Annotated in this window: 15 protein-coding genes; 8 read left to right on the top strand and 7 right to left on the bottom strand. The window is 64.8% G+C overall.

The window, feature by feature from the left end:
- Positions 1-5: 5 nt before the first annotated feature.
- The gene (locus Q0799_RS08680; protein ID WP_298397168.1) at positions 6-293 is read right to left on the bottom strand and encodes a hypothetical protein; all 288 of its coding nucleotides are present in this window, start codon (positions 291-293) and stop codon (positions 6-8) included.
- A 161-nt stretch (positions 294-454) separates the two neighbouring features.
- Between Q0799_RS08680 and ompR the strand changes: the two genes are divergently transcribed.
- Positions 455-1,183: a two-component system response regulator OmpR gene (ompR, locus tag Q0799_RS08685; protein ID WP_298397170.1), complete on the top strand. Its 729-nt coding sequence runs from the start codon at positions 455-457 to the stop codon at positions 1,181-1,183.
- Positions 1,183-2,481 carry an ATP-binding protein gene (locus tag Q0799_RS08690; RefSeq protein ID WP_298397174.1) on the top strand — a complete coding sequence of 433 codons (1,299 nt, stop codon included), beginning with the start codon at positions 1,183-1,185 and terminating at the stop codon, positions 2,479-2,481. The genes ompR and Q0799_RS08690 overlap by 1 nt, the downstream gene beginning before the upstream one ends.
- A gap of 6 nt (positions 2,482-2,487) precedes the next feature.
- Here the strand turns inward: Q0799_RS08690 and Q0799_RS08695 are convergent, their stop codons facing one another.
- The 3 genes from Q0799_RS08695 to Q0799_RS08705 are packed head-to-tail and all read right to left on the bottom strand — an operon-like array spanning position 2,488 to position 6,543.
- Positions 2,488-5,466, bottom strand: a complete 2,979-nt coding sequence (locus tag Q0799_RS08695; protein ID WP_298397176.1) for an HD domain-containing phosphohydrolase — start codon at positions 5,464-5,466, stop codon at positions 2,488-2,490.
- A 45-nt stretch (positions 5,467-5,511) separates the two neighbouring features.
- Entirely contained in the window at positions 5,512-6,105 is a 594-nt protein-coding gene (locus Q0799_RS08700) for an OmpA family protein (RefSeq protein ID WP_298397179.1), read from the bottom strand.
- Between the two features lie 3 nt (positions 6,106-6,108).
- A complete protein-coding gene (locus Q0799_RS08705) occupies positions 6,109-6,543 on the bottom strand; it encodes a FecR domain-containing protein (RefSeq protein ID WP_298397182.1) in 435 nt (144 codons plus the stop codon).
- Between the two features lie 115 nt (positions 6,544-6,658).
- On the opposite strand from Q0799_RS08705, the gene Q0799_RS08710 reads away from it, so the two are divergent.
- A complete protein-coding gene (locus Q0799_RS08710; RefSeq protein WP_298397185.1) occupies positions 6,659-8,809 on the top strand; it encodes a CHASE2 domain-containing protein in 2,151 nt (716 codons plus the stop codon).
- A 24-nt stretch (positions 8,810-8,833) separates the two neighbouring features.
- Here Q0799_RS08710 and ispF read toward each other — a convergent pair whose 3' ends face one another.
- Both ispF and ispD read right to left on the bottom strand, forming a co-directional pair.
- Entirely contained in the window at positions 8,834-9,325 is a 492-nt protein-coding gene (gene ispF, locus Q0799_RS08715; RefSeq protein WP_298397188.1) for a 2-C-methyl-D-erythritol 2,4-cyclodiphosphate synthase, read from the bottom strand.
- Positions 9,322-10,008 (bottom strand): 2-C-methyl-D-erythritol 4-phosphate cytidylyltransferase, encoded by a 687-nt coding sequence (gene ispD / locus Q0799_RS08720; RefSeq protein ID WP_298397191.1) that lies wholly within the window; start codon positions 10,006-10,008, stop codon positions 9,322-9,324. Before ispD ends, ispF begins: the two co-directional genes overlap by 4 nt.
- 41 nt (positions 10,009-10,049) lie before the next feature.
- On the opposite strand from ispD, the gene Q0799_RS08725 reads away from it, so the two are divergent.
- The 5 genes from Q0799_RS08725 to Q0799_RS08745 are packed head-to-tail and all read left to right on the top strand — an operon-like array spanning position 10,050 to position 14,357.
- On the top strand, positions 10,050-11,306 hold the full coding sequence (locus tag Q0799_RS08725; RefSeq protein ID WP_298397194.1) for an MgtC/SapB family protein: 1,257 nt from the start codon (positions 10,050-10,052) through the stop codon (positions 11,304-11,306).
- A gap of 7 nt (positions 11,307-11,313) precedes the next feature.
- On the top strand, positions 11,314-12,111 hold the full coding sequence (gene amrB / locus Q0799_RS08730; RefSeq protein ID WP_298397197.1) for an AmmeMemoRadiSam system protein B: 798 nt from the start codon (positions 11,314-11,316) through the stop codon (positions 12,109-12,111).
- Positions 12,104-12,652, top strand: a complete 549-nt coding sequence (gene amrA / locus Q0799_RS08735) for an AmmeMemoRadiSam system protein A (RefSeq protein WP_298397201.1) — start codon at positions 12,104-12,106, stop codon at positions 12,650-12,652. The genes amrB and amrA overlap by 8 nt, the downstream gene beginning before the upstream one ends.
- A complete protein-coding gene (gene amrS / locus Q0799_RS08740) occupies positions 12,631-13,740 on the top strand; it encodes an AmmeMemoRadiSam system radical SAM enzyme (RefSeq protein WP_298397204.1) in 1,110 nt (369 codons plus the stop codon). The genes amrA and amrS overlap by 22 nt, the downstream gene beginning before the upstream one ends.
- Positions 13,737-14,357, top strand: coding sequence for a hypothetical protein (locus Q0799_RS08745; RefSeq protein WP_298397207.1), 621 nt, complete (start codon positions 13,737-13,739; stop codon positions 14,355-14,357). The genes amrS and Q0799_RS08745 overlap by 4 nt, the downstream gene beginning before the upstream one ends.
- Here Q0799_RS08745 and Q0799_RS08750 read toward each other — a convergent pair.
- Positions 14,350-14,535 (bottom strand): hypothetical protein, encoded by a 186-nt coding sequence (locus tag Q0799_RS08750; RefSeq protein ID WP_298397209.1) that lies wholly within the window; start codon positions 14,533-14,535, stop codon positions 14,350-14,352. The genes Q0799_RS08745 and Q0799_RS08750 overlap by 8 nt on opposite strands.
- Positions 14,536-14,548 lie beyond the last annotated feature (13 nt).

Here is a 14,548-nt window from a genome sequence, read left to right on the forward strand (position 1 = left end):
CGGTATTAGTCGCCCTTGCGCGAGCCGCGCTTGTCCCGACGATCATCGCGGTCATTCTGCTGGCGCATTTCCTCGCGCAAGCGGCGGCGTTCATCGGGGGGCAAATCTCGCCAGTTTGCCGGACGTGCATCATCGGCGCGTTGCGGGCCGATGTTTTCGCGATACCAGTGCTCCCGCATCTGCTGGCGCATTTCCCGCTTTTCTTCGGGCGGCAGTTCGCGCCGCGGTGGCTCGGCCAGAGCCGGCGCGGTCGCCATCAGCGAAAGAATCAGGATCAGTGAGCGGGACTTCATGGTGCGGCGTATTCTATCCTTTTCGGAGCACACTCATTGTCCGTCCACGGTTAACCCCACAGCGCGGCAAGTTGTAATCGAATGTTTCCCGGCGTGGCTCGTCGATATCCTTTGTTACCATTTGCCGTACTCCATTTTCCGTCAGGCGCTATCCTTCGAGCATGAACGAAAACAACCAACACCTCCTGGTCGTCGATGACGACGCCCGCCTGCGCGAACTGCTCACCCGCTACCTTGGCGAGCAGGGGTTTGTCGTCAAGGCGGTCGGCGACGGACAGCAAATGGACAAGGCACGCAGCCGCGAGCATTACCACCTGATCGTCCTCGATCTGATGATGCCGGGCGAAGACGGTTTGTCGATCTGCCGCCGCTTGCGCGGCCAGGGCGACCGCACGCCGATCATCATGCTGACCGCCAAGGGCGACGAAGTGGACCGCATCGTCGGCCTGGAGATGGGGGCCGACGACTACCTGCCCAAACCCTTCAATCCGCGCGAACTGCTCGCCCGCATCCACGCCGTCCTGCGCCGCCAGGGCAACATGCCGCCCGGCGCCCCGGAGGAAACCCCGGAAAGCATCCGTTTCGGCAATCTTGAAGTCGATTTTTCGGCTCGTACCCTGAAGCGCGGCGACGAACTGCTGCCGCTGACCACCGGCGAATTCGCCGTACTCAAGGTCCTGCTGCAGAACCCGCGCCAGCCGCTGTCGCGCGACAAGCTGATGACCCTGGCCCGGGGCCGCGAGCAAGGCCCCTTCGACCGGGCCATCGACGTACAGGTCAGCCGCCTGCGCAAGCTGATCGAGAAGGATCCCTCGCAGCCCCGCTACCTGCAGACGGTCTGGGGCTTCGGCTACGTCTTCATGCCTGACGGCGCCGCCAAGGAAAGCTGATGCCGCGCTCGCTGCTGGCGCGCACCTTCCTGTTGCTGGCCCTGCTGGTGCTGAGCAGCACGGCGGGCTGGCTGGCGCTGTTCAGCCATATCGATGTCGAACCGCGCGCCCGCGAGTCCGCCAACATGGCCACCTCGGCGGTCAACCTGATCCGTGCCTCGCTGTTCGCCGCGGCGCCGGACAAGCGCCCCGGGCTGTTCGCCGAGTTCTCGTCGCGCGAGGGCATTCGCCTGCTGCCGGCCGAACCCCAGGATCGCCTCCTGCCGATGCCGGATTCGCGCTTTCACCAGCTGATGCGCGAAGCGGTCGTCGCCCGGCTCGGCCCGGCGACGCGGATCGCCGCCGAGGTCAATGACGAACCGGGTTTCTGGATCAGCTTCCGGCTCGACGAGCGCGACGAGGACGAATATTGGCTGGTTTTGCCACGCGAGCGGGTCAGCCGGAGTTTCGCCACCCGCTGGCTGAGCTGGGCGGCGCTGGCCGTGGCACTGGCCCTGCTGGTCGCCTGGCTGATCGCCTCGCGCATTACCCGCCCGTTGAAAGCCATGGCCAGTTCGGCACAGGCCGTCGGCCGCGGCCAGACACCGTCGCCCTTGCCCGAGGATGGGGCGGAAGAAATGCGGGCACTAGCCTCTGCCTTCAACACCATGGCCAGCGATCTGGCCCGCCATGAGAAGGATCGCTCGGAAGTGCTGGCCGGCATCTCGCACGACCTGCGCACCCCACTGACCCGGTTGCGCCTGGAAGCCGAAATGAGCGTCGCCGACGAAAGCGCCCGCCAGGGCATCGTCGCGGATATCGAGCAGATGGAAGCGGTGATCTCGCAATTCATGGACTACGCCCGCACCGAGTCCGGCGAGGCGCCGGAAGCGACCAACCTGGCCGCCCTGCTCGCCGCCATCGGCGAGCGCCAGGCGGCCATCGGCCGCGGTCTGAAAATCGACCTGGACGGCGTATCGACCGCCAGCGTCCGCCCGCGCGCCATCAGCCGTGCCGTGGTCAATCTGCTCGACAACGCCTGGAAATACGGTGGCGGCGCCATCAGCCTGAAGGCGGTTGCGGTCGACCGGGAAATCCGCATCGAAATCGCCGATTGCGGCCCCGGCATTCCGGAAGGCGAAACCGAGCGCCTCAAGCGTCCGTTCACCCGCCTGGAAAACGCCCGCACCGACGCCAGCGGGACCGGACTCGGCCTGGCCATCGTCGAGCGCATCGCCCAGTTGCACGGCGGCCGGCTGGAATTGCTGGCCAACCCGGGCGGCGGCCTGCTGGCCCGGTTGATACTGCGCGCAGACTGAAGACGCTCAGCCGATGAAGCGGCTGATATCGACCTCGTCGATCTGCTCCGGTTTGAGGAAACGTTCGGCGTAGACGCGGTAAATGCCGGAGGTCAGGAACAGATCGAACAACACCGGATCGATATGCTGATCCTTCTTGAAGAAGGAAAGTATCTTGATCGATTCCGACAGCGTCTTCATCGGCTTGTACGGCCGGTCCGACGCCGTCAGCGCCTCGAAGATGTCGGCAATGGCCATGATCCGCGACGGGATGGAAAGATCGTCGGCGTTCAGCCGTCGCGGGTACCCCGTTCCGATCATCGTCTCGTGGTGCGTGCCGGCGTACTCGGGCACCCGGCGCAGCGATTTCGGCAGCGGCAGTTGTTCCAGCATCAGGATCGTCTGGATGATGTGTTCGTTGATCTTGAAGCGTTCCTCTTCAGTCAGCGTGCCACGGGCAATTCCCAGGTTGTATACCTCGCCGAAGTTGTACAGGTTTTCCGGCACCGTCACCTTCCAGCCATGCGCCGGATCGAAAGTCTGGCGCCCTGGCTCGCGCGGGACCACATGCCACGGCTTGTCGGCCAGCAGCTTCTCGCGCACGGGCAGGGGCTGGGCCGGGAATGGTCCGCGCCGACGGATTTCTTCCTGCGACAGTCCCAGGCTGTCGTCGAAATGACGCAGCCAGGTCTCTTCGGCAATCTGTCCGACGCGCGCCACCTTTTCCGGCGCCATGAATTCGCCGCCGATATTGGCCTCGGCGATGAAGGCAAAATCGTCGAGCAGTTGCGCCCGCCGCTCGGCAAAGCGGGCATCGGCCGCTGCCGCATCCTCGCCGCGCTCGTGGATCGCTCGCAAGCGCTCGATCTCGGCGTCGCGCAGCAGGACCTCGAAACGCGTGCGAACTTCGTGAATCCGGTTATAAATCGTTTCGAGCTTGGTTGCCTTGTCGACCACGTATTCAGGTGTCGTCACCTTGCCGCAATCGTGCAGCCACGCGCCGATGCGGAATTCCCGCCACTCGTCTTCACTGGCGAAACGAAAATCTGCCAGCGGTCCGCTGTCGACCGCGGCAGCCGCTTCGGCGAGCATCATCGCCAGTTCGGGCACCCGTTCGCAATGACCGCCGGTATAGGCACTCTTGGCGTCGATTGCGCCGGCCACCAGCTTGATCAGGGCATCCATCAACTGCTTCTGCGACTCCAGCAGATTGACGTTCTCCAGCGTGACTGCCGATTGTGCGGCCAGGGCCTCGACGAAACTCACCAGTTCCGGAGCAAAGGGGATGACTACCCCGCTTTCCGGATCGAGGGCGTTCATCAACTGCAGCACCCCGATCACCTCGCCCTCGCGTGGCGACAGGGGAATGGTCAGCATCGACACCACGCGCATCCCGGTTTTCTCGCTGAACTGCATGGTCCCCGAGAGATCGAAGCGGGTATCCCCGTATACATCGTCGATGACGACAGTCTCGTTATTCAGCGCCACATAGGTCGATACGTAGCCGGTCATGGGTGCGCCGCTCACCGGATCGTGCAGCGGCACCTCGAAATCATGCAGGTCATCGCTGGCGGTACGCAGGGCAAAGCGCAGGGTATCGTGCTCGGTTTTCAGATATAGCGTCGCCGCCGCACAACGGGATATTTCCTGGGCACTTTTCAGGATGTGGCGCAGCAATTTCTCACGGTTTTTTTCCCGCGACAGCATCAGCCCAATTTCAACCAGGTGCTGCAGCTTGTCCTGGGCCACATTCAGCGCCGAGGTACGGTCCCGGATCGAGTGCTGCAGGACGATCTGGGCATCGCCCAGAGCATTGATCTCGTAGAGGAACGAGGCCGGCTGCTGCGGCTCGACGGAGAAATCCAGGCGCTTCAGGCGCTCCGAATTCCGCGCCAGGGCGGCAAGTGCATGGACTACCCGACGCGAGCCGAGCAAGGCCAGCGGCACCAGCAGCAAGGTGATGCCGATCGAGACCGCCATCACGTCGCCGCGCGCTTTCTCGATCGGACCGGAAAAGTCGCTGATCGGTGCCAGGGCGATGACGGTGAAACGCGCTCCCGGAAATGCCTCGCTCAATTGCCGGACAACCACGAAATCCGCCGGCTTGCCCGACTGCGCAAGCTGCACGACGGCCGCACCATCCTGCTCCTTGAGCGTGGCCAGGCCCTGCAAGGTCGGGTTGAGAATGGCGTCGAGCCGGGTCAGCGGTTCGATTGCCAGAGCCGAAAAAGCCTCACCGCGCAGGCTGTAACCGATCACCCGGTTCTCAGCGTCAAGCAGCATGATCGCGGCATTGGGCGACAAGGGCAGCTCGCCGAGAAAATCCTGCAGTCGGGACAGATTGATATCGACGGCAAATACGCCGGCCTGGCCGGACACGGCACGGGAAATGGTCAACCCCAGCTGGCCGGTGGAGGCAAAGAGATACGGGGGCGTCACCGCCAGCCCCGGATTCTTCATGGCGCTCTGGAACCACGGTCGCGAGGTCGGCGCAAACCGTGCCGCATTTTCCCGCTGGCCCAGCAATTCACGATGCCGGTCAAGGAAGGTCCAGCGCTCCTGACGTTCTCCACCCGTCACGGTTGTGATCCGGCGAATGGCGAACCAGGTGTCGGCCGGCGCCTGCAGCGTCTCGATCAGCCGGCTGTCGCCGCGTATCCCGATGACCTGGACGAACCCATCGTCGGGCAGGCCAAAATACTGACCGTAGAAATCGGGGTTGACCGCCAGTGAGGCAAGCAGCTCCGGTACCGCGCCATCCGGATCAAACGGGCGGCGGTCTTCGGCTCGATTGCCGGCAATCAGTCCCGCCTTGCCGACCAGTTCGCCGGTGGCTTCGATCGACTGGCGGGCGAGCAACGAGAAGCGCTCGCGGGCGTTGTCTTCCATCATCGACTGGAACTTGCCGAAGACCGTAAACAGGAAACCGGCAGTCAGCGACAGGACGATCAGCATGAGTACCGACAACACCCAGTACTGAAAACGGAACTGGAACCTTGCGGGCATGATCAATCCTTTCGGCTGTTCAAGGCAGCGGTCGATTCCTCAACGTCAGCGCAGGGAGATTTCAACCCGCCGGTTGCGCGGTTCGCTGACCTCGTCCCCCGTGGCCACCAGCAGGTTGCGTTCGCCGTGCGATTCGACGCTCAGCGCATGGACTTTCAGTCCCCTGGCCTTGATCAGATCGGCGATCACCTGGGCACGCTGTAAAGCCAGCGCCTCATTGACCTCGGCCTTGCCGATGGTGTCGGTGTGGCCGATGATCGAGACGTCGACCGCCGGACGCCGGTTGGCGGCAGCGATGATTTTCGGCAACAGCGCTGCCGAGGCTTCGGTCAGGCGGGCACCGCCGCTCTCGAAATACAGGAGGAAGCGTTCGGGCAGTATCGGCCGGGCCGCCATGGCGCTACCGAAGTCACGCTGTATTGTTTCCGCCGCCACCGGCGCGGCGCGGGTCGAGCCGTCCAGCGCGGCACCGTGGCCGGACTGATCGACGACCTGCTCCCCCTTGCTGCCCTTGATCACCACTGCACCGGTGGAGCCATCGGGATTGTCGAGCAGGACGACATAGGACTTGCTGGCACAACCGCCGAGCAGGCCGATGCTCAGAAATGCGGCAAGCAGTTTGGCATGAATTCGGCGCATGGTTTACTCCCCGACATTGACCAGAAAATGCGTGCCGCGCACGCCGATGGTGCCGGTCGGGGTTTCTATCGAAACCGCATCGGGCTGCAGTTTGGCGATCACGCCGGAAACATAGTTGAGGCTGCCGCGGGTCAGCTTGCTGCCCATTTTGAGCTTGCCTTGGCCGGGCGCGTAGAGATATTCGGTCACCGTCAGTTCGGTATTGGGGCCAAAGGACATCACCGTCTCGTCCTTGAAGGTGACCCCGAGCGATGCCTGGGCTGCCGTCCTGAGGACCGAACCGGCGAATACCGGCGTACCCACCTCGGCCCTGACCGCTTTGCCCTGATGGCTGACCGAGGCTTCGCCGTTGACCGTCTTGACGAAACCGACCGGCGAATCCGCCGCCAGCACAAGCATGGGAGCGGACAACATCAATGCCAGTATCTTGTTTTTCATTTTGCAACCCTCCGAACAATGTCGTGCATGCTCAAACGACTCGCCATCAGGCTTCAGCGTATCATAGGAAAGTACCGGATAATCAGCCAAATAACCGACCCTGTCAGGTCTTGCGATGAAAAGCGTTTCCCGCTGGACACTTCTCCTACCGCTCGCCGTCATCGTCCTGGTCATCGTCGTCCAGGCGCTCGCCGATACCTCGATGCAGGTCGTCCGCCATGCGGTATTCGATCAGTATCAGCGCTGGCAGCCGCGTGTCTATGTCGAGGTGCCGGTACGGGTCATCGACATCGATGAGGCGAGCCTGGCGCGCTTCGGTCAATGGCCCTGGCCGCGCAACCTCGTTGCCCGGATGAGCGCCCGTTTGACGGATGCCGGCGTCGCCGCCATCGGATTCGATGTCATGTTCGCCGAACCCGACCGCACATCGCCGACGGCCATCGCCGAGCTGTGGCAGCTGGCGGGCGGCCTGCGGCAGGAAATCGAGGCATTGCCCGATCACGACCGGCTGTTTTCCCGACAACTGACGCAGTCGGACGCCGTGCTCGGTTTTGCCCTGACGCGCACCGGCAACGAGGCGAAATCGCCAGCACGCAAGGCCGCCTTCGTCAATCTCGGCGAAAGCCAGGTCGCCTGGGTGCATGGCTTTGCCGGCGCGGTCCCCGCCCTGCCTGAACTGGAAAACGCCGCTCGCGGCAACGGCGCGCTGATTTTCGTGCCCGATAACGACGGCGTGGTCCGGCGTGTGCCGCTCGTCCTGCGCCAGGGCGACATCCCGTTACCGACCCTGGTCAGCGAAAGCTTGCGGGTAGCCCAGGCGGCGCCGGTAATTTTCCTGCGCAGCGCCGGCCATCTGCAACAGATGACCGGCAATCGCGACAACGCCGGCGTGGGGGAAATCCGGATCGGCGAACTGAGCATCCCGACGACGCCGCAGGGGGAAATCTGGGTGCATTACAGCGGCCACCAGAAGGCTCGCACCCTGCCAGCCTGGCGGGTCCTCGAGGACGATGCCGCACTGGCTTCGCTGGCCGGCCATATCGTGCTGGTCGGCAGTTCCGCGCAAGGCCTGATGGACCTGCGCTTCAGTCCGTTCGGCCTGATTCCCGGCGTCGAAGTTCATGCCGAAGCGCTGGAGCAGATCCTGACCGGGCATTACCTTGAACGCCCGGCCTGGGCCCAGGGACTCGAATTTGCCGCGCTGCTCGCCGGCGGCCTGCTGGCCGGTTTCCTGGCGCTGCGCACGCGCGCCATGATGGCAGCCGGCGCCTGCCTGTTGCTGATGCTTGCCGTGCTCGCCGGCTCCTGGCTATCGTTCGCCGGCAGCCGCCTGCTGATCGACCCGACCTTGCCCCTGCTCGGCATCCTGTGGTCGTTCGCCCTCTGCAGCCTGGCCCACCATTTCATCACCGAGCGCGACCAGCGCTGGATCAGGACGGCCTTTGCCCGTTACGTCTCGCCCAACCGCGTCGCCCACCTGATCGAGCATCAGGAAGACATGGCGCTCGGCGGGCAGCGGCGGACCTGCAGTTTCATCTTCACCGACCTGGCCGGTTTCACCTCGCTGATGGAGGGCATCGACCCGGCACGCGCTGTCGCGCTGCTCAACGATTACCTCGACGGGATGATCGCCATCGCCTTCCGTCACGAGGGCACGCTCGACCGGATTGTCGGCGATGCCGTGGCGATCATGTTTTCCGCCCCGCTGGCGCAAGCCGATCACTGTGCCCGGGCGCTGGCCTGCGCGCAGGAGATGGAGGTTTTCGCCAGCGACTACGCACGGCGCCTGAACGAACAAGGCATCCCTTTCGGCGCCACCCGCATCGGGGTGCATGCCGGCGAGGTGATCGTCGGCAACTTCGGCGGCAAGACGATGTTCGACTACCGGGCGTTGGGTGATCCAGTCAATACCGCCGCGCGCCTGGAATCGGCCAACAAGCATCTGGGCACTTACGTCTGTATCTCGGAAACCATCCTGGCCGAGGTGCCCGGCGCCGAAGTGCGACCGGTCGGCAAGGTGGTGTTCAAGGGCAAGACCCGCGCCCTCGCCGTGTTCGAAACCTTGGGTCCATCCAGCGCTGCAGGCCGGGCGCCGCTTGATCGCTACCTGACCGCCTACCGAGCCCTGGTTGCCGATCCCGCCGCGGCGCCGCGCTTGTTTGCCGAACTGCACGCCGAGCACCCCGACGACCGGCTGGTCGCCATGCAGCATCGTCGCCTGCAGGACGGAGCAAGCGGTGAGTTGATCGTGCTCGCCGAGAAATAGGCGCGGCCCGGGCCCGGCGCCGGCTCAGAGGTTTTCGTCGCGACGGACTATTAGAACGACCGCCTGCGCCTCGATCGCTTCCTCGCGACCGAGATAACCGAGCTTCTCGTTGGTCTTGCCCTTGATGTTGACGCAGTCGGCGGCGATGCCGAGATCGGCGGCGACGTTGGCGACCATCGCCGGCGCGTACGGCGCGAGTTTCGGCTTCTGGGCGATCAGCGTGGCGTCGACATTGACCGGTTGCCAGCCCTTTTCAGCCAATAGTGCAACGGCAGCGCGCAGCAGCACGCGACTGTCGGCGCCGGCGTAGCGCGGGTCGGTATCCGGGAAATGGCGGCCGATGTCGCCGAGCGCGACAGCACCGAGCAGCGCGTCGGTGATCGCGTGCAGCAGCGCGTCGGCGTCGGAATGACCGAGCAGCCCGGTCGGATGGTCGATCTCGACGCCGCCGAGGATCAGCTTGCGGCCTTCGACCAGCTTATGGACGTCGTAGCCCTGCCCGACTCGGATATTCATTTGCGGCCTCTCAGGATCATCGCGGCCAGCGCCAGGTCGGCCGGAAAAGTGACTTTCAGGTTGGTCGAATCGCCGCGTACCAGTTTCGGTTTCAGCCCCAGCGCCTCGATGGCACCGGCTTCGTCGGTGACGGCATTGTGCTTTTCCAGCGCCTCGACCAGGCGGCCATAACGGAACATCTGCGGCGTCTGCGCCTGCCACAGGCCGTCGCGCGGCTCGGTCGCGGCGACGCGTTGTTGGTCGTCCGCGCGCTTCAAGGTATCGGCAACCGGCACGGCGAGGATGCCGCCGACCGGGTCGCCGGCCAGTTCGTCGCACAGGGCATCTAGCATCTGCCGGCTGAGACAGGGGCGCGCCGCGTCGTGTACCAGGATCCAGTCATCGTCGGCCGCCGCCAGCGCTGCCGCCTGCAGGCCGTTGCCGACGCTCTCGGCGCGGGTGGCGCCGCCGCAGCGCACGGTTTCGAGCTTGGCGCCAAGTTCGGACCAGTCGTAACGCGGCCACCAGGGGTCGTCCGGCGCCAGCACCACCCACACGCGTTCGATGGCGGGATGCGCGGTCAATGCCGCGAGCGTGTGGAAAATCAGCGGCCGACCGAGCAGGTCGAGGTACTGTTTCGGCTTCTCCGCGCCAAAGCGGGAACCGCTGCCGGCAGCGGGAACGATTGCGTAATGTCTGGGCATGGCTTAATTTTAACGAAGAACACGCAAAAGAGAGGAAAGGCATGAGTTTCGTCGCCCCAGAACTGGCCGCCCCGGTCGAAGCTTTCGCCACGGCGCTCGGCATCGGCCTGCTGATCGGCATGGAGCGCGAGCGGCGCCCGGACTCCGCCGCCGGCTTGCGCACCTTCTCGCTGGTCGCCATGCTCGGCTGCCTGTTTGCCATGCTCGGCGAGAAAAGCGGCAGCCCGTGGCTGCTGGCGGTCGGGCTGGTCGTGCTGGCGGTGTCGATGGTCGCCTCCAACTTTTCCACGCAACAGGAAGAACAGTATCGCGGCTTCACCTCGGAGGCGGCGATCATCGTCACCTACGGCCTGGGCGCCGCCGTCTGGCTGGGTTACGCGACGCTGGCGGTAATGCTGGCGATTACCACGACAGTGCTGCTCTATTTCAAGGCCGAGCTGAAACAGTTCAGCGAGCGGACGACGCCGAAAGACCTCAATTCCATCCTGCAGTTCGCCGTGCTCTCGCTGGTCATCCTGCCCATCCTGCCCAACCAGAGTTTCGGCCCTTACGACGCGATCAACCCACGCCAGGTCTGGTGGATGGTGGTGCTGATTTCCGGCCTGGCACTGGCCGGCTATCTCGCCTTGCGCATCATCGGTGCCCGCCACGGCGCGGCGCTGCTCGGCATTTTCGGCGGTCTGGCCTCGTCGACCGCGACGACCATGATGTTCTCCCGCCACGCCGCCGAACACGGCCATCTGGTGCGCATGTCGGCAATCGTCATCCTGATCGCCAACGTCATGGTCATGATCCGGCTCGGCATCATCGCCAGCGTCGTCGCGCCCAGCATGATCGGACCGATCGCCATCGTCTTCGCCTGTGGCATCGTGCCCGGCGTGATCATGTCGCTGTACGGCTGGAAGATACTCAACGATGCCGGCGAGTTGCCGATGCCGGAAGTGAAGAATCCGACCGAGCTGAAAACCGCCGTTTCCTTCGGCCTGCTCTACGCCGTCGTGCTGCTGGCAGCCGCCTGGCTGCAGGATATCGCGGGCAACAGCGGCCTGTTCATCGTTGCATTGGTATCCGGCCTGACCGACGCCGACGCCAGCGTACTGTCCACGCTGCGCATGTTCAATCTGGAACGCGTGCTGCAGGCCGATGCGGTCATCGCCGTGACGCTGGCGCTGGTCGCCAACCTGGTGTTCAAGATCGGTCTGGTCGTCAGCATCGGCGGCAAGACCCTGGCCCGCCACGCCCTGCCCGGCCTGCTCGCCATCGGCGGCGGCATGGGTGTCGGGTTGGCGCTGGTTTGAGGCAGCCATGACGATCCGACCGACCGCCGTCGCCGGCATGTTCTACCCGGCCGACCCCGCCCAGTTGCAGGCAACGGTCGATCAACTGCTGGCCGTGGCCCAGACGCCGCCCCTGCAGCAACCCAAGGCGCTGATCGTGCCGCATGCCGGCTACGTCTATTCCGGCCCGACCGCGGCCCTTGCCTACGCCACGCTGGTACCATGGCGGGCGACGATCCAACGCGTGATCCTGCTCGGCCCGACGCATCGGGTTGCCGTGCGCGGTCTGGCCTTGCCCGATTGCGAAGCATTCGCCACCCCGCTCGGCGAGGTGCGCCTGGATGCGGCAGCACGCGCACTGATCGCGCAACTGCCGCAGGTCGGCGTCAGCGCGGCGGCACACGCGCAGGAACATTCGCTGGAAGTCCACCTGCCTTTCCTGCAACGCGCCCTCGCCGATTTCACGCTACTGCCGCTGGCCGTCGGCGACACCACGCCGGAAGCCGTTGCCGAAGTGCTCGAACGCCTGTGGGGCGGCCCGGAAACCCTGATCGTGGTCAGTTCCGACCTGTCGCATTTCCTGACTTACGCCACCGCGCAAAAAGTCGACCGCGACACCTGCAGCCACATTCTCGACCTGGCCACCGACATCCGCCCTGAGCAAGCCTGCGGTGCCTTCCCGGTCAACGGTCTGTTGCTCGCCGCGCAACGGCACGGCCTGTGCCCGACCTTGCTCGACCTGTGCAATTCCGGCGACACCGCCGGCGACCGCCAGCGTGTCGTCGGCTACGCCGCCTTCGCGTTTCACGCAAGCGATCATGGATGAACTGGGTCAGGTCCTGCTCCAACTGGCGCGTCGGAGCATCGGCGAAGCACTGGGCGAGGCCGGGCCAGCAACGCCCGACCTGCCGGCGCTGCACGAAAATGCCGCGACCTTCGTCACGCTGACGCAAGCCGGCGAACTGCGCGGCTGCATCGGCAGCCTGGAAGCGCACCGGCCGTTGATCGACGACGTACGCGCCAACGCTCGCGCTGCCGCTTTTCGCGATCCGCGCTTCCCGCCGCTGACCCGCGACGAACTGGCGCGCACACGGGTCGAGGTTTCCCTGCTGTCCCCGGCCGAACCGCTGTTCGTCACCGACGAAGCCGACGCGCTGACCCGCTTGCGGCCACAGGTGGACGGCCTGATCCTGGCCGTTGGCGGACGCCGGGCCACTTTCCTGCCGCAAGTCTGGGAACAACTGCCGGAGCCGGCCGTCTTCCTCGCCCGCCTGAAACAGAAGGCCGGCCTGCCGGCAGCTTACTGGTCGCCGGAACTCCGGCTATGGCGCTACACGGTGCAAAAATGGCAAGAATCTCCCCGTTGACCGCAACGAACCTGTATCCCGCCCGCTGGTGGCACCCCCTGGCTGACGGACGCATCCAGTGCGACCTGTGCCCGCGCGACTGCCAGTTGCACGAAGGCCAGCGCGGCGCCTGCTTTGTCCGCCAGATGCACGACGGGGCGATACAACTGACCACCTACGGCCGCTCCTCCGGTTTCTGCATCGATCCGATCGAGAAGAAACCGCTCAATCATTTCTACCCGGGCAGCAGCGTGCTGTCTTTCGGCACCGCCGGCTGCAACCTCGCCTGCAAGTTCTGCCAGAACTGGGACATCTCGCGGTCGAAGGACATGGATCGCCTGATGGACGAAGCCACCCCGGCGATGATCGCCGACGCCGCCAGGCGCCACGGTGCCGATGCCGTCGCCTATACCTACAACGACCCGGTGATCTTTGCCGAGTACGCCATCGACACCGCACTGGCCTGCCGCGAGCAAGGCATCCGCAATGTCGCCGTCACCGCCGGCTACATCCATGCCGAGCCGGCGCGCGAATTCTTCGCCGTCATGGACGCCGCCAACGTCGACCTCAAGGCCTTCACCGACGACTTCTACCGCAGCCTGTGCGGCGCCCGCCTGCAGCCGGTGCTCGACACCCTGAGCTACCTGCACCACGACACCGCTTGCTGGCTGGAGATCACGACACTGCTGATTCCGGGCCGAAACGACAGCGCCGACGAGATCGCCGCACTGTCCGGCTGGATTGCCCGCGAACTCGGCCCGGACGTGCCGCTGCATTTCACCGCCTTCCACCCCGACTGGAAACTCGACGACATCCCGCCGACGCCGCCGGCAACGTTGACGCAGGCCCGGCGCATCGCCCGCGATGCCGGGCTGAACCATGTCTACACCGGCAATGTCCACGATAGCGAGGGCGGCACGACTTACTGCCCCGGCTGTCATGCCGCCCTGATCGTCCGCGACTGGTACGAAATCCGGCGCTACGACCTTGATGCGCTGGGGCAATGTCCACATTGCCGGAGCCGCCTGGCCGGCCGCTTCGGCAGCCAGCTCGGGCACGACGGCAAGGCTTTCGGCGCCCGGCGCATTCCCGTTCGCCTGGCGCCATGAACCGACACCTGAACATCCAGACCTCGCACGGCACCCTGCTCGGCCATCTGGCCTTGCCGGAGCATCCGCGCAGCCTCGTCCTGCTGCCACAGATACAGCCGTTGGCGGTGGACGATCCGTTCGCCGGCAATCTGTTCAACCGTGGTCATGCGGTACTCACCATGGAATTGATCAGCGAACGCGAACGGCATTTCGTCGATACGACCCAGGACGTTTCGCGTCTGGCACGTCGGATGACCGACATCCTCGACCTGATCCGCCGCGATGGCGACATGCAGAACCTGCCGCTGGCGATTCATGCCGGCGGTGATGCTACCCCGGCGGCGATCCGGGTGGCCGCCCTGCGCGACACCCAGGTCAGCACCTTGAGTTGCCATGGCGGACTGATCGACCGGGCCGGTCTGCAGGCGCTGGAAATGCTGGTGGCGCCGCTGCTGATGCTGATCGATGACAACGACCCGGTAGCGCTCGCCTCATGGCAAAGGGCATACCGTCATCTAGCCTGTCCCAACCAGATGCACTTACTGCAGGCCGGAGAGAATCAGGAAGAACCCGTCTCGGCGTGGTTCGCGCAACACGCGAAGCGTCTGCCGGAAATACCCGGTTCGCTTACTTGACGCCGCTACCGGCCTGTTTCTTGTAGCGGGCGAACTGGGTCGCCCATTCGACGAAGGATATCTCCATCAAGGCAACCTGCCGGCGCTCGGCGGCGCGACGTTCAATCATGATCCTGCCGGTGCGTTCGCGCCCGACACGACGTTCCAGACCTGCACGTTTTTCTTTGAACAAGGACATCTGAATGACCCGG

This window comes from uncultured Azonexus sp., assembly GCF_937982035.1.
GTDB lineage: Bacteria > Pseudomonadota > Gammaproteobacteria > Burkholderiales > Rhodocyclaceae > Azonexus.